18 protein-coding genes and 1 pseudogene are annotated in these 21,855 nt (G+C 64.2%); 12 read left to right on the forward strand and 7 right to left on the reverse strand.

All coding sequences use genetic code 11. From position 1 onward, the window contains the following. Positions 1-63 precede the first annotated feature (63 nt). From BMW74_RS22205 to BMW74_RS22215, 3 genes and pseudogenes are all read left to right on the forward strand, one after another. Complete coding sequence (locus tag BMW74_RS22205; protein WP_093426277.1) at positions 64-1,062, forward strand: PAS domain S-box protein; 999 nt, start codon at positions 64-66, stop codon at positions 1,060-1,062. 51 nt (positions 1,063-1,113) lie between these two features. Then, positions 1,114-1,884 (forward strand): annotated as a pseudogene (locus BMW74_RS22210) (serine hydrolase domain-containing protein); the annotation flags it as partial. Positions 1,885-1,982: 98 nt separating this feature from the next. Continuing rightward, complete coding sequence (locus BMW74_RS22215; protein ID WP_256562646.1) at positions 1,983-3,008, forward strand: GlxA family transcriptional regulator; 1,026 nt, start codon at positions 1,983-1,985, stop codon at positions 3,006-3,008. Between the two features lie 344 nt (positions 3,009-3,352). On the opposite strand, the gene BMW74_RS22220 is transcribed toward BMW74_RS22215, so the two are convergent. The 3 genes from BMW74_RS22220 to BMW74_RS22230 all read right to left on the reverse strand — a co-directional run bounded on the left by BMW74_RS22220 (position 3,353) and on the right by BMW74_RS22230 (position 6,169). Continuing rightward, a complete protein-coding gene (locus BMW74_RS22220; protein WP_093426278.1) occupies positions 3,353-4,654 on the reverse strand; it encodes an MFS transporter in 1,302 nt (433 codons plus the stop codon). Positions 4,655-4,836: 182 nt separating this feature from the next. Next, the gene (locus tag BMW74_RS22225; RefSeq protein ID WP_093426279.1) at positions 4,837-5,778 is read right to left on the reverse strand and encodes an NAD(P)-dependent oxidoreductase; all 942 of its coding nucleotides are present in this window, start codon (positions 5,776-5,778) and stop codon (positions 4,837-4,839) included. Positions 5,779-5,821: 43 nt separating this feature from the next. Further along, positions 5,822-6,169: a RidA family protein gene (locus tag BMW74_RS22230; protein ID WP_093426280.1), complete on the reverse strand. Its 348-nt coding sequence runs from the start codon at positions 6,167-6,169 to the stop codon at positions 5,822-5,824. Between the two features lie 431 nt (positions 6,170-6,600). Between BMW74_RS22230 and BMW74_RS22235 the strand changes: the two genes are divergently transcribed. From BMW74_RS22235 to BMW74_RS22270, 8 genes are all read left to right on the forward strand, one after another. Further along, positions 6,601-7,383 (forward strand): class II aldolase/adducin family protein, encoded by a 783-nt coding sequence (locus BMW74_RS22235; RefSeq protein WP_093426281.1) that lies wholly within the window; start codon positions 6,601-6,603, stop codon positions 7,381-7,383. 23 nt (positions 7,384-7,406) lie between these two features. Then, positions 7,407-8,813 carry an NAD(P)/FAD-dependent oxidoreductase gene (locus BMW74_RS22240; RefSeq protein WP_093426282.1) on the forward strand — a complete coding sequence of 469 codons (1,407 nt, stop codon included), beginning with the start codon at positions 7,407-7,409 and terminating at the stop codon, positions 8,811-8,813. A 10-nt stretch (positions 8,814-8,823) separates the two neighbouring features. After that, positions 8,824-9,174: a cupin domain-containing protein gene (locus BMW74_RS22245; RefSeq protein ID WP_093426283.1), complete on the forward strand. Its 351-nt coding sequence runs from the start codon at positions 8,824-8,826 to the stop codon at positions 9,172-9,174. A gap of 351 nt (positions 9,175-9,525) precedes the next feature. Further along, positions 9,526-10,842: a flavin-containing monooxygenase gene (locus BMW74_RS22250; RefSeq protein WP_093426284.1), complete on the forward strand. Its 1,317-nt coding sequence runs from the start codon at positions 9,526-9,528 to the stop codon at positions 10,840-10,842. Further along, positions 10,842-11,252, forward strand: a complete 411-nt coding sequence (locus tag BMW74_RS22255) for a RidA family protein (protein ID WP_093426285.1) — start codon at positions 10,842-10,844, stop codon at positions 11,250-11,252. Before BMW74_RS22250 ends, BMW74_RS22255 begins: the two co-directional genes overlap by 1 nt. Before the next feature lie 9 nt (positions 11,253-11,261). After that, the gene (locus tag BMW74_RS22260; protein ID WP_093426286.1) at positions 11,262-11,936 is read left to right on the forward strand and encodes a DUF1028 domain-containing protein; all 675 of its coding nucleotides are present in this window, start codon (positions 11,262-11,264) and stop codon (positions 11,934-11,936) included. Then, on the forward strand, positions 11,929-13,098 hold the full coding sequence (gene argE, locus BMW74_RS22265) for an acetylornithine deacetylase (protein ID WP_093426287.1): 1,170 nt from the start codon (positions 11,929-11,931) through the stop codon (positions 13,096-13,098). The genes BMW74_RS22260 and argE overlap by 8 nt, the downstream gene beginning before the upstream one ends. 51 nt (positions 13,099-13,149) lie before the next feature. Next, positions 13,150-14,190, forward strand: coding sequence for an ABC transporter substrate-binding protein (locus BMW74_RS22270; protein WP_093426288.1), 1,041 nt, complete (start codon positions 13,150-13,152; stop codon positions 14,188-14,190). Between the two features lie 625 nt (positions 14,191-14,815). Here BMW74_RS22270 and mdeB read toward each other — a convergent pair. Both mdeB and BMW74_RS22280 read right to left on the reverse strand, forming a co-directional pair. Next, positions 14,816-17,503, reverse strand: a complete 2,688-nt coding sequence (mdeB, locus tag BMW74_RS22275; RefSeq protein ID WP_093426289.1) for an alpha-ketoglutarate dehydrogenase — start codon at positions 17,501-17,503, stop codon at positions 14,816-14,818. Between the two features lie 12 nt (positions 17,504-17,515). Next, the gene (locus tag BMW74_RS22280; RefSeq protein ID WP_093426290.1) at positions 17,516-18,715 is read right to left on the reverse strand and encodes a methionine gamma-lyase; all 1,200 of its coding nucleotides are present in this window, start codon (positions 18,713-18,715) and stop codon (positions 17,516-17,518) included. Positions 18,716-18,838: 123 nt separating this feature from the next. On the opposite strand from BMW74_RS22280, the gene BMW74_RS22285 reads away from it, so the two are divergent. After that, complete coding sequence (locus BMW74_RS22285; protein WP_093426291.1) at positions 18,839-19,309, forward strand: Lrp/AsnC family transcriptional regulator; 471 nt, start codon at positions 18,839-18,841, stop codon at positions 19,307-19,309. Between the two features lie 253 nt (positions 19,310-19,562). On the opposite strand, the gene BMW74_RS22290 is transcribed toward BMW74_RS22285, so the two are convergent. Both BMW74_RS22290 and BMW74_RS22295 read right to left on the reverse strand, forming a co-directional pair. Continuing rightward, entirely contained in the window at positions 19,563-21,035 is a 1,473-nt protein-coding gene (locus BMW74_RS22290; RefSeq protein ID WP_093426292.1) for an aldehyde dehydrogenase family protein, read from the reverse strand. Next, positions 21,028-21,855: an ABC transporter permease gene (locus BMW74_RS22295; RefSeq protein WP_093426293.1), complete on the reverse strand. Its 828-nt coding sequence runs from the start codon at positions 21,853-21,855 to the stop codon at positions 21,028-21,030. Before BMW74_RS22295 ends, BMW74_RS22290 begins: the two co-directional genes overlap by 8 nt.

The following is a 21,855-nucleotide window of genomic DNA, read 5'->3' on the forward strand; positions in this document are numbered from 1 at the left end:
TCGCTGCGCATCGCCCGCCGTTTTGGCCCGGCACCGCACAAGGATTTGAGTTAGGGCCGTTCAATGAGTGAAGACAGTTTCGCGTTCCGCCTCAAGGAGCTTCTGGAGTACAAGAAGCTGACCCTGCAAGCCGTCGGCGACGGGTTGGGCGTATCGCGCACCGCGGTGCACAAATGGACCCGCGGTGGCGAGATCGACTACGACAACCTGCGCAAGCTGTCCGCCTTGCTGGAGGTCAACTGGATCTGGTTGCGCTACGGCGAGCAGGCCCAGCACGACGCACAGACCGCGACGCCGCAAGCCTTGCCGATGACCGATGTACGCCGCCGGCATACGGCACAGATCATGGAAAGCGAAGCCCGGATGAAGCTGGCCCAGGAGAACGCGCGCATCGTCACCTGGGAATGGAACCTGCTGACCGACGAGGTCACGTACTCCAGCAACGTCGAGCAAGTCTACGGCTGGCCAGTCAAACGCAACGAAGATTTCTGGAGCCATATTCCCCCTGACGAAGTGGCGGCGTTGCAGGCGGTGTTCAATCGCTCGATTGACAGCGGCCAACCCTGCGACACCGACTTTCGCCTGCTGACCCCGACCGGCGAAGCGCGCTGGATCTCGTCCCGCGCCACGCCCTTGCTCGACGACGCCGGGCGGGCCTTGAAGATGATTGGCATCAGCATGGACACCACCGCCCGCAAGGTGGCCGAAGAGGCGGTGCGCCAAAGCGAAGATCGACTGCGGGCGATCTTTGAGCTGGCCAACGATGCCATGGCGTTTGTCGACCTGCAGGGCAACTGGCAGATGGTCAACCAGGCCTTCATTCGGCTCAGCGGCTATGACGGCGACGAACTGGCGAGCGTGGGCCTGCACCGGTTGCTGGAAGTCGAGGGCCGCGGCGTGCTGGACGCGATCCTCGCAGCCCCCCACGACGTCTATCAGCACACCGTTGTCTTGCGTCACAAAGATGCAACAGCCCGCCCCGTGCTGCTCAAAGCCAGGCTGCATCGTGACCTGGAAACGGGGCTGCCTGAGCAGATTGTCCTGGTCATGGTGTCCACTTGAACACGGTCAACCAGTTAAGCGCCAACCCCCTGTAGGCGCGAGGTCAGCCACTACGTGCCGGAACTGGCGAGCGGCGGTTACGGCGATGCGCGGGTCCAGGACTTGCTGGACATGCGCACCGGGGTGCGGTTTCGCGAGGACTACACCGACCCGGATGCCGAGTTCCTCCAGCTCGACATCGCCTCGGGCTGGCGCGAGCGCGGCGCGCAGCAGTCGCCGGACAGCATCTGTGGCCTGCTCAAGTCTCTGGCCAAGGAGCGTGAACACGGTGAGTTCTTCGAGTACCGCTCGGTGGACACCGACATGCTCGCCTGGGTCTGCGAGCGTGCCTGCGGCGAGCGGTTGCCGGTGTTGCTGAGCCGGGAAATCTGGTCCCGCCTGGGCGCGGAACAGGACGCCAGCGTGACCCTGGATGGGGTCGGCACGGCCTTGGTCGACGGCGGCATGAGCGCGACGTTGCGGGACATGGGGCGCTTTGCCCAGATGTACCTGCAGGGCGGCTATTTCAATGGCCAGCAGATCGTGCCCAAGGCATTTGTCGAGGCATGCGGTCGTGGTTCCACACCGGCGTTCGAGGTGCTTTACGGTCACTACGTGGCCCATTACCCCGAGGCGGCCTATAGCAACCAGTGCTGGGTGCTGGACAGCGGGCGCGGTATCTACTCGGCGCGCGGTGTCTTCGGGCAGAGCATTTACTGGGATCCGGCGGCCGAGGTGGCCATCGTCAAGTTCTCCAGCTGGCCTGACTTCATCAACCCTGAGTGGACGGTCAATACCTTCCGCGCCTGCGCCGCCGTGGTCGAGGAACTGCAGCGCGGATAACGCTTCGTGCACCTGTTGCAGGCGTGAGCGACGGGGCGCTAGGATCGCGTTCGATCCGGTGGTCTGCCGCCATCCGGGTATTTGCGGAACCCCAGCGCATGAAGACTCAGAGCCACTTCGAAACCGCCGATGACGCCTCGGTGCAGACGTCGCCAAAACCCGATCTGCGCGTCGCCTTCGTGCTCATGGATCAATTCACCCTGACCCCGGTGGCAGGCTTCGTCGACTCGCTGCGCTTTGCCGCCGACCGGTCCTTCGACAGTCGGCAGATCTTCTGCCAGTGGGACTGGTTGAGCGTCAGCGGCGAACCGGTGAACGCCAGTTGTGGACTGCCCATCGCGCCGAGCCGCAGCCTGGATCCGGAAGCCGACTACGACTATGTGGTGCTGGCGGGCGGCCTGTTGTCGGGGGTGCTCAACCCGGCACCGCCGCTGTTGGCCTACATTCACCACATGCACGCGCGCAAGATCCCGATCGTCGCGCTCTGTGCGTCCTATTTCACCCTTGGCCTTGCCGGGCTGCTCAAGGGGCGGCGCTGCGCCGTGCACTTCACCGTGCGCGAGGCGTTCGCGGCGATGTTTCCCGAGACCCAGATCATCGTCGACAAGAGCTATGTCGAGGACGATGGGGTGTTCACCTGCCCCGGGGGAGCGGCGTTCGAGTTGGCGGCGGAGATCATCAGTCGCCATTGCGGCAAGCGCCGGGCGCAGAAGGGCCTGGAGTACCTGCTGGTGGCCGACGAGGAAATCCAGCGCAGCGACGAGATGGGCATGCCCCATGTCTATCGCGATCCGCTGGTGCAACGGGCCATCGATTACATGAGGGTCCATCTGGACAGCCACTGCACCCTCAAGCAACTCGCTGCCAGCCTGGGTTGCAACGAGCGCCAGTTGCACCGGGCATTCATGCTCAATACCAACCACCCCCCGGCACAGTATTGGCGCACCTTGCGCCTGCAACAGGCACGCAGGCTACTCAGCGATACCAGCCTGCACGTGACCCAGATCGCCTACGCGACCGGCTTCTCCGATGCCTCGCACTTCATCCAGCAGTTCCGCAAGGCCTACGGCGAAACGCCCCACCTGTTCCGCAAGCTACGGCACCAGGCGGAGCGGTTGGTCTGAGCCTTGCGCAGTCAATGTGGGAGCAACTGTCTTAGCCATGCCGCTCGTCACCGCCATCGCGAGCAGGGATCTGGGTTGAGCCCGTAGGTTCAGGCTTGCCCGTGAACCGGCCAACCCATTCAACATCGATGTCGTCAGGCTTACCGCCTTCGCGGGCAAGCCTCGCTCCTACAAGGAATTGAGCTGCTCCCACAAGTGATCTGGGTTGGGCACAGGATCTGTGTTCGCTGCAGATCAATCTGTGGGAGCGGGCTTGCTCGCGAAGGGGCCACGTCAGCCACATCTTCATCGACTGACCAACTGCCTTCGCGGGCAGGCCCACTCCCACCAGGGTTTTACGGGGGTTATTGAACGTAGCGTGGGTTGGTCTCCGGGGCCCAGCGCAGGCACACCAGTGCACCGATCACCAGTGCCGCGACGCACGCGCCGATGGCGCTGGCGGTGCCGAAGCGTTCCATCATCACCGGCAGCAGGAAGGTCCCGGCCGCCGCGCCGATGCGGCTGGCCGCCACCGACAAGCCCACCCCGGAGGCGCGCAACTCGGTGGGGAACAACTCCGAGGTGTAGGCAAACTCCAGGACCCCGGACGCGGCCATGACAAAGGCAAACACCGCAAACACCCCGACCACGTACACCGCCGGCATGCCGCTCCACGTGGCCAGGACGAACAACGCAATCGCATTGATGGTGAACGTGCCGATCAGGAACGAGCGACGCGTGAGGCGGTTGATCACCATCAGCCCGGCCACGGCGCCGGCCAGCAGGAAGACGTTGTAGATCAGGCCGCCGGTGTAGCTGTCCTCGACCTTCAACGCAGTGAAGATGCGGGGGATGAAGGTGCTCATGGCGAAGTACGGGATCACCTGGCAGGTGTAGAACACCGCGCCGACCAAGGTGTTGCGCCGCCATTTGCGACTGAACAGCTGGCTCCACGAAACCTTGACCGCATTGGCCTCGGCCGTGGGCAAGTCACCGCCACCCAGGCGTTCCATCACGTCGCGGGCTTCGCGCAGGCGACCCTTTTTCATCAGCCACAACGGTGACTCGGGGGTGCCCTGGCGGGCGATGAACACCAACAGCGCCGGCACCGCGCTGCTGAACAGGATCCAGCGCCAGGCGTCATCGCCCAACGACTGCAGCAGGTAGCCAATCACATACGAGACGGTGAAGCCGAGGGTCCAGGCCACCGCCATCAGCGCCAGCAACGGTCCACGAAAACGCTTGGGCACCAACTCGGCCACCAGCGACACCCCGACCACAAAATCAGAGCCCAGGGCCAAGCCCAGCAGCAGGCGCAGCACCAGCAATTGCTCGGCGTTCTGGGCGAAGAACTGGGCCACCGAGACCACGCAGAACAACGCCATGTTCCAGCGATAGATGTGCTTGCGGCCAAAACGGTCGGCCAACGGGCCGGTCAGCAAACTGCCCAGGAACAGGCCGATCAATGCAGCGCCACCGAGCAGGCCCAGCCATAGGGCATCCAGGCCCAACGGGGTGGTCGCCAGGGCGATGGCAATGCCGATGATGCCCAGCACGTAGCCGTCGCAGAACTGCCCACCGACACCGCCCACCGCGGCCTTGATGTGCAGGGGACGAATGGATGACCTATCGAACGAGCGAGTGCTCGTGACGCCAACGTTTTGCATGACGTAAACCACCTATTGTTGTTGTATTTATTGGGTTATGGACAACACAGTGCATTCAATCCGTGGGAGCGAGGCCGGCTTGCCGGCGATGACGGCCGCGCATTCACGATTAACGTTGGCTGACCCAGCGCTATCGCGAGCAAGCTCGCTCCCACAGGTTCGGTGCATGAGTTGGCTAGGGCTCAACGCCCGGTGACGAATCGCGTGACGTTTTCCAGCGCTGCGTCCATCAGCCCTTGCATGGCTTCGGCACTGCTCCAGGCGATGTGCGGGTTGAGGATCAGGTTGTGGGTGGCGGCCAGGTGCAGCAGGGGCTCGTCGAGGGTGATCGGTTCGTGGGTCACCACATCGAGCGCGGCCCCGGCGATCTCACCGTGCTGCAACGCCCAGATCAGGTCGGGCTCGTTGATCACTGCGCCACGGGCGGTGTTGATCAGCACGGCGTCGCGCTTCATCCATTGCAACTGTTGGCGGCCGATCAAGTGCCGGGTCTGCGGGGTCAGCGGGCAGTTGATCGAGACCACGTCGCTGCACTTGAGCAACGCCTCAAGTGGCAGGTAGCGCTCGCCCTGGTAGTGACCGTCGCGGTCATGGAACAGCACCTGCATCTCCAGGCGCGTGGCCAGTTCGGCCAGGCGCAGGGCGATGGGGCCATGGCCGATGATGCCCAGCACCTTGCCCCGCAGGTCGCGGATTGGGTGGTCGAAATAGGTGCTCTGCAGCGCTTTGCCTTGCTCGCGCACGCGCATCAACAACTGGTGATAGCGACCGACGTTGCGCATCAGCTCGAAGATCATGCCCAGGGCGTGTTCCGCCACGGCGTGGGTGCCGTAGCCCGGCACGTTGCTGACCTCAATCCCACGCTCGCGGCAGTAGTCGAGGTCCACCACGTCGGTGCCGGTCATGGCCAGCGAGATCATTTGCAAGGCGGGCAGTTGTTCAAGCTGTTGCACCGACAGCGGCACGCCGGCGGTCACGGCAATCGTCGCATGGGCCAGCCGCGCGACCAGGGTCTCGGGCGCCGTATAGCCGTAGCTGGTCCAGCGATGGGCGAACGGCAGCTCCTTGATCAGCACGCTCTGGGCAAAACCATCACGGTCGAGGAAGACAACATCGTGGATCATCGACAGCTCCTGTAGGCATCAATTGTTGTGAATGGGGGACGACTCAGAGAACGGCGTTGGCCTGGATTTCCAGCCGGTAGCGGCTGTCCGCCAGCGCCGCGCCGACACAGGCCCGCGCCGGTGGGTGGGCGGTGTCGACCCAGGCGTCGTAGACCTCGTTCATCGCGGCAAAGTCGCTCATGTCGGCGAGCCAGACCTGCACGCGGGTCAGGCGGGTTTTGTCGACGTTGGCCAGGGCCAGGAGGGCGTCGAGTTGCTGTAACACATCGCGGGTTTGTGCGCCGATGCCCTGGCTCAGGTCATGGGCGACGATGCCGGATGTCTCGATCTGTTCGCCGCTGACAACGCACTGGCTATAGCGTGGATGCACGCTCAATCGCTGGATGTTCATGCTGACCTCCTTTTTATTGGTTTCAGGGTGGTGGGGGCCACTGGGGCGGGGTTCCGGGCAAAGTGTGTGGCTGCTCGGGCTTCGTCAGCTAGGAAGAAAATGACGATAAACAGGAGAAATCGGCAGAACTCACAAAATAACGATTAAATTTACTTTCAGTAAATAAATCGTTGTTTTATTAGATTTGCCGAGATAGCTTCTTAGGCCATTCGTTGCCCAGGCGGCGAAGCTCACAACAACAAAAAATGAGTCCGCTGCGCAACGTCAGGCAAACGCAATCCGCTGTGGGAGCGGGCTTGCTCGCGAAAGCGGCGGGTCAGTCAACATTGATATCGACTGACACACCCTCTTCGCGAGCAAGCCCGCTCCCACAGATGCCGTGTCTTCCCTTGCTGCGAGCGATCTCACCCACACGTGCCGGGAGCTTTTTCATGACCGCGACAGACCCCAAGCGCCACTGCGGCGCCGAAGAATGGCAACTGCGTGAGGAGCTGGCGGCCTGCTACCGGCTGATCGCGCATTTTCGGATGAGCGACCTGATCTTCACCCACATTTCGTTGCGCCTGCCGGGGCCGGATCATCACTTTCTGATCAATCCCTACGGCTTGATGTTCGATGAAATCACCGCCTCCAGCCTGGTGAAGATCGACTTGTCGGGGCGGCCCGTGGAGCCTACGTCCTATGCGGTCAACCCGGCCGGCTTTGTGATCCACAGCGCCATTCATGCCGCCCGCGCAGACGCCCAGTGCGTACTGCACACCCACACGCGCGCCGGTTGCGCCGTCGCTGCCCAAGCCTGTGGCCTGTTGCCGTTGAACCAGATGTCGATGGAGTTCTACCAACGCATCGGCTACCACGATTACGAAGGCATCGCCTTGTCATTGGATGAGCAGCAGCGCCTGGTGGCCGACCTGGGTGGGCACTTGGCGTTGATGCTGCGCAACCACGGATTGCTGACGGTGGGACAGAACGTACAGCAGGCGTTCCTGCGCATGTTCTACCTGGAGAAGGCCTGCGACATCCAACTCGCCGCCCAGGCGGGGGGCGAGCTGGTGATTCCGCCGCATGAGGTGTGCCGCCACACCGAGCGCCAGTTCAACGAACCACAGCGGCCATTGGCGCAGGGCGAGCTGAGCGACCCGGATGGCATGGACCTGGCCTGGAAAGCCTTGCTGCGCCTCCTTGAACGCGTCGCCCCGGACTATCGCCAGTGAACACTAGAGAACGAGGCACGAGCATGAAATTTCCGGTCACCCCAGCGCTCAAACGCAGCTTCTGGTTGCAGTCCGCCGAGCCATCGTTGCAGGCGTCACCGGCCTTGGCCGGCAGCCATGCGGCGGACGTGGTAATTGTCGGCGGTGGGTTTGTCGGGCTGTGGACGGCGTTGACCCTCAAGGAACATGAGCCGGATTGTCGCGTGATGATCCTGGAACAGGACGTGTGCGGCGGGGGCGCCTCGGGCCGCAATGGCGGCTTTGTGATGTCCTGGTGGCCGAAGATCCAGTCGCTCACTTCATTCTGCAGCGTGGAGCAAGCGAGCTTCCTGGCCCACAGCGCCGAGCGGGCGATCAGCGAGCTGGGAGAGTTCTGCCAGCGGCATCAGGTGGAGGCGGCGTTCAGGCAAAAGGGCTGGTTGTGGACCGCCACCTGCGCGGCGCACGTCGATGCCTGGAATGGCACGCTTGAGGCCTGCGCCCGACTCGGCGCCGAGCCATTCGCGCGCGTCTCGGCGCGTGAAGTCGCCCGCCGTACCGGCTCACCGGTGCACCTGGCCGGCGTGCTGGAGCGCAGCAACGCCACGGTGCAGCCGGCGGCGCTGGTGCACGGGATGCGCAAGGTGGCGCTGGAGGCGGGCGTGGAAATCTACGAGAACACCGCGGTCAGCGAGATTCAACCTGGGCAGCCGGTGCGGCTGCTCACCGCCCATGGGCAGGTGGATGCGCGCAATGTGGTGCTGGCCACCAATGCCTGGTCCTCGGCCATCCCGGAGTTGGCCAAGCTGTTCGTCCCGGTGGGCAGTTCCATCGTGGTCACCGAGCCGATTGCCGAGCGCCTGGCCAGCCTGGGTTGGAGCGGGGGAGAGGCAATCACCGATTCACAACTGATGGTCGACTACTACCGCACCACCCCGGATGGGCGGATTGCCTTCGGCAAGGGCACCGGCTCGCTGTCCTATGGCTCGAAAATGGGCCCGGTGTTCAGCGAAGACCCGGAGGGCATCGATCTCACCGAAGCCGACCTGCGCCGCACCTACCCGATGCTCAAGGACGTCGCGGTGACCCATCGCTGGTCCGGGCCGATTGACCGCACCTACGACAGCCTGCCGGTGTTCAACCACCTGGAAGGCTGCCCCAACATTCACTACGGCATTGGCTGGAGCGGCAACGGCGTGGGCCCCAGTCGTATTGGCGGACGCATCCTGGCGAGCCTGGCCCTGGGGCGCCAGGATCAATGGAGCCAATGCGCGCTGGTCGGCCGTACCTGCAAGGCATTCCCGCCGGAGCCGGTGCGGTTCATCGGCGGCTCGCTGGTACGCCGCTCGGTGATCCGCAAGGAACGGGCCGAGCTTGGTGGCCACCGCGCCAAACGCCTGGATGTAGTGATGGCCGGGTTTGCCCCGGCTGGACTTGAAGACAAATCCTGAGGACTTTTAGATGACGCCCGTCTTGACCCACCTGCACAGCGACACCCAGTTCAGCGCCCCGATCCCGGCCGGCCACCCGCTCGGCGAACCGATCCCCATGACCCGCACCGCACAGGCGGTGGACGTTGCGGGGGAGAGCGTTTCCACCGGCGTCTGGGAGTGCACCCCCGGTCGCCTGCGCCGGCAGATCATGCAGGCCGAGTACAGCCACTTCACCCAGGGCAAGGGCGTGTTCGTTCCCGACGACGGTGCGCCCATCCCGTTCCAGGCCGGGGATGCGATCTACTTTGCGGCCAACACCCACGGCGTCTGGGAAATCCTTGAAACGGTGCGCAAGACGTACTTGATTCTGGGGGATTGATTGCACTGAGTGACCGCAGCAGAACGCCCGGTTCGCTGCGGCTGATACCCCCCCCACGACTAGTCAGCCCTGGTGTGATGCGCTAACGCTCCCCGCCAGGGCGCTTGTCGCTTTTGCAACGCCCCGCCTTTGCTCGCGTTCCGCAACTGAGCCCGCCATTGGGCGGTGTCGGCGAACGAGGGCCCCTCGCTTCACGCATTGCGCCCAGCAACAGCTTTTTCCTTACTAGCGACCACATAAAACATCATTTCGCCAATCCCCGGCTGCACACAGAATGCGGGCAACAGCCTTGCGTTGATCGCCACAGCACCGACGGTGCTGAGTCCATCCACCTTTCAGAAGTGCACAGCCATGACCCTTGAGAACACCCAGATAGATACGCTTGTGATTGGCGCCGGCCAGGCCGGTGTGGCGATGAGTGAGCACTTGAGCCGGCAGGGCGTGCCCCACCTGGTGCTGGAGCGTGATCGGATTGCGCAAGCTTGGCGCACCGGGCGTTGGGATTCGTTGGTGGCCAATGGTCCGGCCTGGCACGACCGTTTTCCGGGGCTCGAATTCGATGGCGTCGACCCTGACGGCTTCGCCTCCAAGGATCAGGTGGCCGAGTACTTCGAGGCCTACGCCAAGCAGATCGACGCGCCGATTCGCACCGGGGTGGAGGTGCAGAAGGTCGAGCGCAATGTCGGGCGCCCAGGCTTCACCGTTGAAACGTCCCAAGGTGTGATCGAGGCCCGCAACGTGGTGGTCGCCACCGGTCCGTTCCAGCGTCCCGCGATCCCGCCGATTGCCCCGCAGATTCCCGGCATCAACCAGATTCACTCGGCCGACTACCGCAACCCGCAGCAGCTGCCAGACGGCGCCGTGCTGGTGGTCGGCGCGGGTTCGTCCGGGGTGCAGATTGCCGATGAGTTGCAGCGTGCCGGCAAGCAGGTCTACCTCTCGGTGGGCGCCCATGATCGTCCGCCGCGTGCCTACCGCAACCGTGATTTCTGCTGGTGGCTGGGGGTGCTGGGCGACTGGGATGCCGAGGCCGTGCAGCCGGGCAAAGAGCACGTGACCATCGCCGTGAGCGGTGCGCGTGGCGGTGAAACCATTGACTTCCGGCGACTCGCCCACCAGGGCATGACCCTGGTGGGCCTGACGAAAGCCTTCGACGGTGCGCAGGTGAGCTTCGAAGCCAACCTGGCGGACAACATCGCCCGTGGCGATGAGAACTACCTGGCGCTGCTGGATGCCGCCGATGCCTACATCGAGCGCAATGGCCTCGACCTGCCGCTGGAACCGCAGGCCCGGGTGGTGCTGGCCGACCCGCCATGCCTGAGCCAGCCGATCCTTGAACTGGACCTGCGCGCAGCGGGCGTCACCACGATTATCTGGGCCACCGGCTACACCACCGACTACAGCTGGCTGAAGGTCAATGCCTTCAAGGACAACGGCAAGCCCAAGCACCAGCGCGGCGTATCGAGCGAGCCGGGCGTGTACTTCGTCGGCCTGCCGTGGTTGTCCCGCAGGGGCTCGGCGTTCATCTGGGGCGTGTGGCACGACGCCAAGCACATCAGCGACCACATCGTGAAACAACGCACCTACTTCACCTACCAGGATGCCGCGCAACGCCAGGCCCAGGCCGCAAAGCCCATCCACAAAGCCAGCCTCATGGGAGTCCGTTGATGCCTACTCATACCCGCATCCGCATGTTCAACACCAAAGACACCTACCCCAACCAGACGCTGGACAACGATCTGTGCCAGGCCGTGCGTGCCGGCAACACCGTGTATGTGCGCGGCCAGGTTGGCACCGACTTCGATGGTCAATTGGTGGGCCTGGGTGACCCGCGCGCCCAGGCCGAGCAAGCGATGCGTAACGTCAAGCAGTTGCTCGAAGAAGCCGGCAGCGACATGAGCCACATCGTCAAGACCACCACCTACCTGACGGACCCGCGCTACCGCGAGCCGGTGTACCAGGAGGTCGGCAAGTGGCTCAAGGGCGTGTTCCCGATCTCCACCGGCCTGGTGGTCAGCGCCCTCGGCCAGCCGCAGTGGCTGATGGAAATCGACGTGATTGCGGTGATCCCGGAATAAGGAACGACCATGACTTTTTCTATCGTTGGACGCTGCGCCGAGACCGGCCAGTTGGGCATCGCCATCAGCTCCTCCAGCATCGCCGTTGGCGCCCGTTGCCCATGGTTGCGCGCCGGTGTCGGTGCGGTGGCGAGCCAGAACATCACCTTGCCGGCCTTGGGCCCGCAGATCCTCGATGAGCTGGCCGCAGGTTCGACGCCGGGCCAGGCCCTGGATCACGCGCTGACCCGCAATGGCTACAGCCAATACCGCCAGGTGGCGGTGGTCGACGCCCAGGGTCGTACCGGCGTGTTCAGCGGCAATCACGCCCTGGGCACCCACAACGCACTGGCCGGCGAGCAGTGCGTGGCAGCGGGCAATTTGTTGGCCAGTGCCGAGGTGATCGCGGCCATGGTCGCGGCGTTCGAGGGTGCCGAAGGGTGCCTGGCGGCGCGCCTGATGAGCGCGTTGCAGGCTGGCCAGGACGCCGGCGGCGAGGCGGGCGTGGTGCATTCGGCGGCGCTGTCGGTGGTCGGTGAGCTGACCTGGCCCATCGTCGACCTGCGGGTGGACTGGGCCGACGAGAACCCCATCGGCGAGTTGGGCAAACTGTGGCTCGCCTACGAGCCGCAACTGCAGGACTACCTGACCCGCGCCCTCGATCCCACCCAGGCACCGAGTTATGGAGTGCCCGGCGATGAGTGAACTGCGTAGCCGCGCCCTGCTCGAACAGCTGGTGGGTTTTGCCACGGTCAGCCGTGATTCGAACCTGGCGCTGATCGAGTTCGTGCGCGATTACTTGCGTGACGTCGGCGTGGACTGCGAGTTGATCTACAACGCCGAGCGGACCAAGGCCAATCTGTTGGCCACCGTCGGCCCGCCGGTGGCCGGCGGCATTGTGTTGTCGGGGCACACCGATGTCGTCCCGGTGGACGGCCAGGCCTGGACCGTCGAGCCGTTTGCCTTGAGCGAGGCGCACGGCAAGCTGTTTGGGCGCGGCACGGCGGACATGAAAGGCTATCTGGCGTCGGTGCTGGCGGCGGTGCCGATGTTTCTCGCCAGCCCCCTGAACCGTCCGGTGCACCTGGCGTTTTCTTATGACGAAGAAGTCGGTTGCCTGGGGGTGCGCAGCCTGTTGGCGGTGTTGCCCCAGCGCATCCCGGCGCCTGCGCTGTGCCTGATTGGCGAGCCGACCGAGCTTAAACCGGTGCTCGGTCACAAGGGCAAGCTGGCGATGCGGTGCCACGTGCGCGGCGCCGCCTGCCATTCGGCCTACGCGCCGTACGGGGTGAATGCGATTGAACAGGCTGCCCGCCTGATTGGCCGGCTGGGGGAGATCGGCGCCACGCTGGCCGAGCCACAGTTGCATGACGAACGCTTTGATCCGGCCTACTCGACAGTGCAGGTCGGGGTGATCCAGGGCGGCACCGCGTTGAACATCGTGCCCGCTGATTGCCGCTTTGATTTTGAAGTGCGGGCCTTGCCCGACTTTGACCCCCAGGCGGTGGTGGATGAGCTACACCATTATGCGCAGCACCAGCTGTTGCCCGGCATGCAGGCGGTCAAGGCCGACACCGCGATTCGCTTTGAACCGCTGTCGGCCTATCCGGGCCTGGCGACACCGGCCGACAGCGCCGCCGCCCGCCTGATCGCCCGCCTGTGCGGCAGCGATGACTTCGGCACCGTGGCGTTCGGCACCGAAGGGGGGTTGTTCGATCAAGCGGGTATCCCGTCGGTGGTCTGCGGTCCCGGCAGCATGGACCAGGGCCACAAGCCCGACGAGTACGTGAGCATCGAACAGATGGCGGCGTGTGATCGCTTGATGGACCGCATCGCCGCGTACCTGAGTCAACCCGACGAGCACTAAACGGTATGTTCTTCCCACAACAATAACGGGGTAATCCCGAGGAACCGAACCATGTCCAGATCCTTGCGTTGCAGTGTTTCATTGGCCCTGGCGCTGCTCAGTGGCAGTGCCCTGGCCGCGCCCGCGAGCCTTACCGTGATCTCCTTTGGCGGGGCGACCAAGCAGGCCCAGGAACAGGCCTACTTCCAGCCGTTCAATGCCAGTGGCGCGGGCAAGATCATTGCCGGCGAGTACAACGGCGAGTTGTCGAAAATCAAGGCCATGGTCTCGGCCGGCCACACCAGTTGGGACGTGGTCGAGGTGGAAAGCCCCGACCTGTTGCGCGGCTGCGAGGAAGGGCTGTTCGAGAAGCTCGAACCGGGCCGCTTCGGCAACTCGGCGGACTTCGTGCCGGGGGCGTTCACCGAGTGCGGCGTCGCCACGTATGTGTGGTCCATGGTCATGGCCTATGACCAGGGCAAGGTGGCCAAGGCGCCGCAGTCCTGGGCCGATTTCTGGAACGTCGCGGCGTACCCGGGCAAGCGTGGTTTGCGCAAGAGTGCCAAGTACACCCTGGAAATTGCCTTGCTGGCCGATGGGGTCAAGTTGGATGACCTGTACAAGGTGTTGAACACGCCTGAGGGTGTGACGCGGGCCTTTGCCAAGCTGGACCAGATCAAGCCGAACATTCAGTGGTGGGAGGCGGGTGCCCAGCCGGCGCAGTGGTTGATCGCCGGGGATGTGGTGATGAGTGCGGCCTACAACGGGCGCATCGCGGCGGCGCAGAAGGAAGGCATGAAGCTGAGTATTGTCTGGCCGCAGAGCCTCTACGATCCGGAGTATTGGGCGGTGGTCAAGGGCACGCCGAACAAGGCGCTGGCCGAGCAGTTCATTGCGTTTGCCAGCCAGCCTCAGGCACAGAAGGTGTTTTCGGAGAATATTCCTTACGGTCCGGTTCATCTCAAGACCCTGGGGTTGTTGCCTGAGGCGGTGCGTGAGCAGTTGCCGACGGCCGAGGCGAATCTGGCCGGGGCCCGGGCGGTGGATGCGGAGTTCTGGGTGGATCATGGCGAGGAGCTTGAGCAGCGGTTTAATGCTTGGGCGGCGCGCTAGTCGGGTTGTCATGGGTGGGGGGCTTGTTTTCGATGGCGGCCTCCCGGCCTATGTTTAGCGGGTGTCCTCGAACCCACTGTGGGAGCGGGCTTGCTCGCGAAGACGGCCTGCCAGTCGACTCATCTTTAGCGGGTGTTCTCGGACCCACTGTGGGAGCGGGCTTGCTCGCGAAGACGGCCCACCAGTCGACTCATCTTTAGCGGGTGTTCTCGAACCCACTGTGGGAGCGAAGGCGGCCTTCCGGCCGGCCTAGTTCTGGCGGTTGGTGTACATATCCATTGCTGCGGGTGCGGCGACTGTTGGTTTCGCCCTGACGGTCGAGTCCCTTTTGTCAAACGCCACAAAAGGAACCAAAAAGGCTCGCCCCGAGCGTTCGGCCCTTCGCTTAGGCTTAGGGTTCCTTCGCTACGCTATCCCTCTGGGGGCATTGCCCTCCGGTTTGCTTCGCTGCACCTCCATGCAATGTGTTCGACTGCGTCGAACGGCGCTGTGCGCCAGTCCCCAGCGGGACACCTGCGCTCAGCCTGCCGATGGGGCGGGTGGATCAACAGCCAGATCAAGATCAACAGCCAGATCAAGAGCGGCAGGCGAGCTACCGCTCGGCCTGTTGAGTGGAGGTGAGGCCTTATTGGTTCCAGGGGGGTGTGTGTGGTGGCTTGGGTTTGTAACGCTGTATCGCCTCGGCCAGCACCTTTGCATCCAATCCTTCGTGATCCACCAGGCTTTTCAAGCCGGCAATCACGATGCTGTGGCGGTCTACTTCAAAGAATTCCCTCAAGTTGTGGCGATTGTCACTACGTCCGAAGCCGTCGGTGCCTAGGGTGGTGTAGGGCGCGTTGAGGTATTCGGCGATCAGTTGTGGCCAGGCGCGGATGTAGTCGCTGGCGGCGATGATGGGGAGGTGGCCGCTCAGGTATTTGTCCAGTTGGGTGTGGCGTCGGGGGCCGGTGTGCAAGCGGTTGTCGCGCTGGGCCTCGCGGGCTTCGCGGGCCAGTTCGCTGAAACTGGTGGCGCTGAATACGTCGCTGTCGATACCCCAGTCCTGCGCGAGGAGGGCGCTGGCTTCGATGACTTCCCGCAGGATGGTCCCGGACCCGATCAGCCGCAGGCGGGTTCGCGTCGGTTCACTGTGGCTACTGGAGTAACGATAGAGGCCGCGCAGGAGGTCGGCGTGGTGCTCGTCCTCCAGTGACGGTTGCGGGTAGTTTTCATTCATCACGGCCACGTAGTGAAATTCGTCGCACTGCTGCTCCAGCAGGCGCCGTGCCGCGTGGTCGAGGATGACGGCCAGTTCTGCGGCGAAGCACGGGTCCCAGGCGCGGCAGTTGGGCACCATCGAGGCCATCACCAGGCTGGAGCCGTCCTGATGCTGCAGGCCTTCGCCGCCCAGGGTGGTGCGGCCGGCCGTGGCGCCGAGCAGGATGCCGCGCGAGCGCTGGTCGGCGGCGGCCCAGATCAGATCGCCAACCCGCTGGAAGCCGAACATCGAGTAATAGATGTAGACCGGCAGCATCGGCTCGCCGTGTACCGAATAGGAGGTGGCCGCCGCGACCCAGGACGACAGGGCGCCGGCTTCGGTGATGCCTTCTTCCAGCAACTGGCCGCTGCGCGACTCGCGATAGGACAGGATCGAGCCGCTGTCTTCGGGTTCGTACAACTGGCCGTGGGGGGAGTAGATGCCGATCTGCCGGAACAGGCTGGCCATGCCGAAGGTGCGCGCTTCGTCGGCGACAATCGGCACCACCCTGGGCCCCAGTTGTGGGGCCTTGAGCCAGGCGGTGAGGATGCGTACGGCGGCCATGGTGGTCGACATCTCCTTGCCGCCGGCCCGCAAGGCAAAGCCGCCGCTGAGCTCCAGCGCCGGCACCGGGATGGTCGGCGCTGCGCTCTGGCGTGCCGGCAATGGCCCGCCCAGGGCCTGACGGCGGGCACGTAGGTAGTGCATTTGCGGGCTGTCTTCGGGGGGACGGTAGAAGCGCAGTTGTTCGACGTCTTCATCGCTCAGGGGCAGGTGGAAGCGGTCGCGGAAGGTCAGCAGGGCGGCGACGTCGAGTTTTTTCGCCTGGTGTGCGGTCATCCGCGACTCACCGGCGGCACCGATGCCATAACCTTTCTTGGTCTTGGCCAGGATCACCGTCGGCCGGCCCTTGCACGCCTTGGCGGCGGCGAAGGCGGCGTAGAGTTTCCTGAAGTCATGGCCGCCGCGCTTGAGGTTGTTGATCTCCTCCACGCTCATGTGTTCCACCAGGCGCCGCACGTTGGGGTCTTTCTGGAAGAAGTGTTCCAGGTTGTAGGCGCCGTCGTGGGCGCCGAGGGTCTGGTATTCGCCATCGGGGGTGGCCGCCAGGCGCTTGAGCAGCACGTTGTCGGTGTCGCGGGCGAACAGCGCGTCCCACTCCGAGCCCCACAGCACCTTGATCACGTTCCAGCCGGCACCGGCGAACAGTGCTTCGAGTTCCTGGATGATCTGGCCGTTGCCCCGCACGGGGCCGTCGAGTCGCTGCAGGTTGCAGTTGACGATGAAGGTCAGGTTGTCCAACTGTTCGCGGGCGGCCAGGGACAGGCCGGCGATGGATTCGGGCTCGTCCATCTCGCCATCGCCGAACACGCCCCAGACGTGCCGGCCTTCGGTCTGCGTGATGCCGCGGTGTTGCAGGTAGCGCATGAACCGCGCCTGGTACACCGCACTGATCGGACCGATGCCCATGGAGCCGGTGGGGAACTGCCAGAAGTCCGGCATCAGCCACGGGTGAGGGTAGGAACACAGGCCGGGGCCGTTGATTTCCTGGCGGTAGTTGGCCAGTTGCTCCTCGCTCAGGCGACCTTCAAGGAAGGCCCGGGCATACACGCCCGGCGCCGAGTGGGGCTGGAAGAACACCAGGTCGGCGTTGCGCTGGCCGCTGTCGCCATCGCCACGGAAAAAATGCTGGAAGCCCACTTCGAAGATTTCCGCCGCCGAGGCGTAACTGGCGATGTGGCCGCCCAGTTCACCATAGGCGTGGTTGGCGCGCACCACCATGGCCAGGGCGTTCCAGCGCAGCAGGCCGGTGATGTGCTCTTCCAGCGCCAGGTCGCCGGGGTAGGGGCCTTGTTGCTCCACGGACAGGGTGTTGCGGTAGGCGGAAAACGCCTGGCTATCGCGGTTGATGCCGTGTTCGCCGGCGTATTGCTCCAGGCGCTTGAGCAGGTAGCGGGCGCGCTCCGGGCCGCAGGTGTCGAGGGTCGAGGCCAGGGCGTCGAGCCATTCGCCGGTTTCCTGCGGGTCCGGGTCGCTGCGCTCGTTCTCGTGGGCGGGGTCTGTGGGCGTGGCCATGATCAACCTCCCTTAAGCGCACGCATCCAGGGCGCGGGTGACGTCGGCCAGCAGGTCGGCGATGTCTTCCAGGCCGACCGACAAGCGCACCAGGCCTTCGGAGATGCCGTGATGGGCACGCTCCTGGGGGGTATAGCAGGAATGGGTCATGCTCGCCGGGTGCTGGGCCAGGGATTCGGCATCCCCCAGGCTGACCGCGCGGCTGAACAGTTCCAGGGCGTTCATGAACTGACGGCCGGTGGCCAGGCCACCCTTGAGTTCGAAGGCGATCATGCCGCCCGGCAGCTTCATCTGTCGCGTGGCCAATGCGTACTGGGCAAAGGACGGCAGGCCAGGGTAGGCCACCCAGTCCACGGCCGGGTGCGCCTGCAGGTACTCGGCGATCACCTGGGCATTGCTGCAATGGCGATCCATGCGCAGGGCCAGGGTCTTGAGCCCGCGCATCAGCAAGAAGGCGTCCTGGGGCGACATCACCGCGCCCGTCAGGTCCTTGAGCCCTTGCAGGCGGATGCGCTGGGCCAGGTCCTGGCGGGTGACGACGATGCCGGCGGTGATGTCGCCATGGCCGCTGAGGTACTTGGTGGCCGAATGCACCACCACGTCGGCGCCCAGGTCCAGCGGTCGCTGCAGGTACGGGGTGCAATAGGTGTTGTCCACCACCACCTTCACGTCCGGGTGATGGCTGGCGATTTCGGCCACGGCGGCGATGTCCACCAACTGCATGGTGGGGTTGGCCGGGGTTTCGAAGTAGAGCATGCGGGTCGCCGGGGTGATGGCCTCACGCAGGGCCGAGAGGTCGGCCATGTCGACATGCTTGACCTTGACCCCGAATTCGCCGATGCCGTGGTGCAGCAGGGCGAAGGTGCAGCCGTACAGGGTGCGGTTGACGATGATCTCGTCGCCTGGGCGCAGCAGGGTCCAGAAGGTCGCGGCAATCGCGCCCATGCCGGAGCTGAAAGCCACCCCGGCCTCGCCATTCTCCAGGGTCGCCATGCGCGACTCCAGCAGCGCCAGCGTCGGGTTGGAGATGCGCGTATAAAAATGCCCGGCTTCTTCGCCGGCAAAGCAACCGGCGCCGTATTCGGCCGTAGGGAAGGTGAAGGTCGAGGTCAGGTAGATCGGCGGGATCAGTGCGCCGTTATTGTCCTGCGGGTTGTAGCCGTGGTGGATGGCACGGGTAGAAAAGCCTAGGTCGCTGTTTTTATTGTTCATGGCAAGCACTCCAGATTTCCTACAATGCTATGCTCAAATTCAACACAATAAATTCCAAAATGACCCGTGAATCACCGGTCAATTGGCATAAATACGCATCTCAACAAGATAAAGAGGCAAGACATGCCCACTGGCCTGGATCGGACTGACAAAGCACTACTCAGTGCCCTGCAAGGCAATGCCCGACTGACCGTCGCCGAGCTGGCGGAGCAGGTGTCGCTGACCACCTCGCCCTGCTGGCGGCGGGTGAAAATCCTTGAAGAAAGCGGGGTGATCACCGGCTATCAGGCGGTGCTGTCGCCCAAGGCCCTGGGCTACGGGGTCACGGCGTTTGTCAGCATCATGATGGAGTCCCACAACCAGGAAATGGCCAGGACCTTCGAGAAGCGCTTGCTGCAGATTCCGGAGATTGTCGCCTGTCACAACGTGTCCGGTCGCTATGACTTTCTATTGGAAGTGGTGGCCAAGGACCTGGAGTCCTTCGGCGAGTTTACCCGCGAGGTGCTGCAGACCTTGCCGGCGGTGAAGGAGATCTATTCGAGCTTCTCGTTCAAGTCGGTCAAGCCGTCGCGGGTGGTGCCGGTGTTGGATTGAACACGGTGCGTCCTTGGCGAGGGGGCTCCCACAGGGGATCTGGGTCGATTACAAAACCCGGTATCGACGCTAATACCGGTGGGAGCGAGCAAGCGCGCTCGCCACGGACTGTTTGAATGGCGAGATGACCGGTATTGCGCTGTAGGAGCGAGGCTTGCCCGCGAAGAGCCCCGGCACACCCAACATCCCTGTTGCCTGACCCGCCGCCATCGCCGGCAAGCCGGTCTCGCTGCCACCGGTTTTGCATGAGGGCTTACTTCAGGTACCAACCCCACGGCTGATCACTGAGGTACTCGGTCACCTGTTTGACCTCCAGGTAGTTGTCCAACCCCCACTGGCCGAGTTCGCGGCCGATGCCGCTGTGTTTCATGCCGCCCCAGGGGGCTTCGACGAAGGTCGGTTGCGAGCAGTTGACCCAGACGATCCCGGCGCGCAGTTGATTGGCGATGCGTGCGGTGCGTTGCGGGTCGCTGCTCATCACCGCCGCCGCCAGGCCGAAGCGACTGGCGTTGGCCATCTGCACCGCCTGGTCCTCGGTCTTGAAGCGCTTGATGCACAGCAGCGGGCCGAACACTTCTTCGCGCCATAGGATGCTACTGGAACCCGGCTCATCGAAAATCGCCGGCTCGATGAAGTAGCCTTGGTCCAAGTGCGCCGGACGCCGTCCACCGGTCAACAGGCGGGCGCCGCAGGCCAGGCCCTGGTCGATGAACCCGAGGACCTTCTCATGTTGACCCTGGCTCACCAGCGGCCCCAACAGCACGCCGGGCTGCATGCCCGGGCCGATGCTGATCTTGCGGGTTTCGTCCACCAGCCGTTCGATCAGGCGCGGGGCGATGCTCTCTTGCACCAACAGGCGCGAGGTGGCGCTGCACACCTGGCCCTGGTTCCAGAAGATGCCAAACAGAATCCATTCCACCGCGGCCTCGACGTCGGCGTCGTCGAACACGATGAACGCCGATTTACCGCCCAGCTCCAGGCTGATGTTCTTGATGTCGCGGGCGGCGGCCGACATGATCTTCGCCCCGGTGGGCACGCTGCCGGTGAAGGCCAGCTTGTCGACGCCGGGGTGATCGGTGAGGGGGCTGCCTGCATCGGCGCCGAGGCCGGTGACCACGTTGAGCACGCCGGCCGGCAGGCCGATGCGGTCGGCGGCGGCGGCCAGTTCCAGGGCGGTCAGGGGGGTCAGTTCCGACGGCTTGAGCACCACGGTGGCGCCAGCGGCCAGGGCCGGGGCGACTTTCCACGCGGCCATCAGCAGCGGGTAGTTCCAGGGAATGATCTGCCCGGCCACGCCAATGGGCTCGTGGCGGATGCGGCAGGAAAACCGTGGGTCGGGCAGGGCCAGCGGCTGGTCCTGGCGCCCGTCCAGTTCGCGGGCCAGGCCGGCGTAAAAGCGGAAGCAGGCAATCGCATCGCCGATGTCCCATTGCGCTTCGGGCAACGGCTTGCCGTTGTCGCGCACTTCCAGTTCGGCCAGCGCCTGCTGGCCGCTTTCCAGCTCACCGGCCAGCGCTTCCAGCCACTGCGCGCGCTCGGCGCCAGTGCTTTGCCCCCAACCGTTGTCGAAGCCACGACGGGCCGCGCGCACGGCATGGTCGATGTCTTCTTCGGTGCCGGCGGCTACTTGATGGAAGACCTGCTCGGTGGCTGGGTCGATGACGTCCAGGTAGCCGCCCAGGTCCGGGCCGACCCATTCGCCATTGATGTAGTGCTGATCATGCATGGTGAGACTCCTGGGCGCCGGCGCGGCGGTTTTGCAGATGACGGGAAGTGAACAGCAAGGCCAGTGACACGCAGATGATCACGGTGGAAATCGCGTTGATCTCGGGTGTCACGCCACGGCGGATCGAAGAAAAAATATAGATCGGCAAGGTGGTCTCCGAGCCGGCCACAAAGAAGGCAATGATGAAGTCATCGAAGCTGAAGGTGAAGGCCAGCAGGAAGCCAGCCATGATCGCCGGGGCAATCTGCGGCAGCGTCACCCGCCAGAACGTCTCCAGGGGCGGCGCGTACAGGTCGGCCGAGGCTTCCTGCAAGGCTTTGTCCAGGGAGTCGACGCGGCTGCGGACGATGACCATCACCAGCGCCATGGTGAACAGCGAGTGGGCGGCGACCACCGAGAAGAAGCCCATGTTCAGCCGTGGCACCTGGGGCAGCCAGGCGGCCAGCAGCGGGTTGATCAGGTCGAACAGGCTGATGAAGGCGATCAAGGTGGAGATGCCGATGACGATCCCGGGAATGATGATCGCGCAGTAGGTCAGGGCATCGAACAACAGGCGCACACGGCGCCCGGCCCGTTGCAGGCCGAACACCGCCAGGGTGCCGAACAACGTGGCGAGGATCGCCGAACTGAAGGCAATCATCGCGCTGTTGCCCAGGGCCTCCATGATGAACGGGTTGCCGAAGGCGCGGCCGAACCACTGTACCGAGCAGCATTCGAACGCCAGGCCACTGCGCCCGGCGTTGAAGCTGAACAGCACGATCAGCGCGATCGGCGCATAGAGAAACAGGTACAGCGAGGTGGAATAGCTGCGTAGCCACAT

The sequence above is a fragment of the Pseudomonas sp. ok272 genome, from assembly GCF_900109995.1.
GTDB lineage: Bacteria > Pseudomonadota > Gammaproteobacteria > Pseudomonadales > Pseudomonadaceae > Aquipseudomonas.

What these genes read in the sequence shown, in the direction of transcription:
- BMW74_RS22230 (WP_093426280.1), bottom strand. Translation starts at nt 6,169, where the DNA reads ATGAACATCCAGCGATTGAGCGTGCATCCACGCTATAGCCAGTGCGTT.
- BMW74_RS22215 (WP_256562646.1), top strand. Translation starts at nt 1,983, where the DNA reads ATGAAGACTCAGAGCCACTTCGAAACCGCCGATGACGCCTCGGTGCAG.
- BMW74_RS22240 (WP_093426282.1), top strand. Translation starts at nt 7,407, where the DNA reads ATGAAATTTCCGGTCACCCCAGCGCTCAAACGCAGCTTCTGGTTGCAG.
- BMW74_RS22255 (WP_093426285.1), top strand. Translation starts at nt 10,842, where the DNA reads ATGCCTACTCATACCCGCATCCGCATGTTCAACACCAAAGACACCTAC.
- mdeB (WP_093426289.1), bottom strand. Translation starts at nt 17,503, where the DNA reads ATGGCCACGCCCACAGACCCCGCCCACGAGAACGAGCGCAGCGACCCG.
- argE (WP_093426287.1), top strand. Translation starts at nt 11,929, where the DNA reads ATGAGTGAACTGCGTAGCCGCGCCCTGCTCGAACAGCTGGTGGGTTTT.
- BMW74_RS22250 (WP_093426284.1), top strand. Translation starts at nt 9,526, where the DNA reads ATGACCCTTGAGAACACCCAGATAGATACGCTTGTGATTGGCGCCGGC.
- BMW74_RS22260 (WP_093426286.1), top strand. Translation starts at nt 11,262, where the DNA reads ATGACTTTTTCTATCGTTGGACGCTGCGCCGAGACCGGCCAGTTGGGC.
- BMW74_RS22270 (WP_093426288.1), top strand. Translation starts at nt 13,150, where the DNA reads ATGTCCAGATCCTTGCGTTGCAGTGTTTCATTGGCCCTGGCGCTGCTC.
- BMW74_RS22295 (WP_093426293.1), bottom strand. Translation starts at nt 21,855, where the DNA reads ATGTGGCTACGCAGCTATTCCACCTCGCTGTACCTGTTTCTCTATGCG.
- BMW74_RS22220 (WP_093426278.1), bottom strand. Translation starts at nt 4,654, where the DNA reads ATGCAAAACGTTGGCGTCACGAGCACTCGCTCGTTCGATAGGTCATCC.
- BMW74_RS22235 (WP_093426281.1), top strand. Translation starts at nt 6,601, where the DNA reads ATGACCGCGACAGACCCCAAGCGCCACTGCGGCGCCGAAGAATGGCAA.
- BMW74_RS22225 (WP_093426279.1), bottom strand. Translation starts at nt 5,778, where the DNA reads ATGATCCACGATGTTGTCTTCCTCGACCGTGATGGTTTTGCCCAGAGC.
- BMW74_RS22285 (WP_093426291.1), top strand. Translation starts at nt 18,839, where the DNA reads ATGCCCACTGGCCTGGATCGGACTGACAAAGCACTACTCAGTGCCCTG.
- BMW74_RS22245 (WP_093426283.1), top strand. Translation starts at nt 8,824, where the DNA reads ATGACGCCCGTCTTGACCCACCTGCACAGCGACACCCAGTTCAGCGCC.
- BMW74_RS22280 (WP_093426290.1), bottom strand. Translation starts at nt 18,715, where the DNA reads ATGAACAATAAAAACAGCGACCTAGGCTTTTCTACCCGTGCCATCCAC.
- BMW74_RS22290 (WP_093426292.1), bottom strand. Translation starts at nt 21,035, where the DNA reads ATGCATGATCAGCACTACATCAATGGCGAATGGGTCGGCCCGGACCTG.
- BMW74_RS22205 (WP_093426277.1), top strand. Translation starts at nt 64, where the DNA reads ATGAGTGAAGACAGTTTCGCGTTCCGCCTCAAGGAGCTTCTGGAGTAC.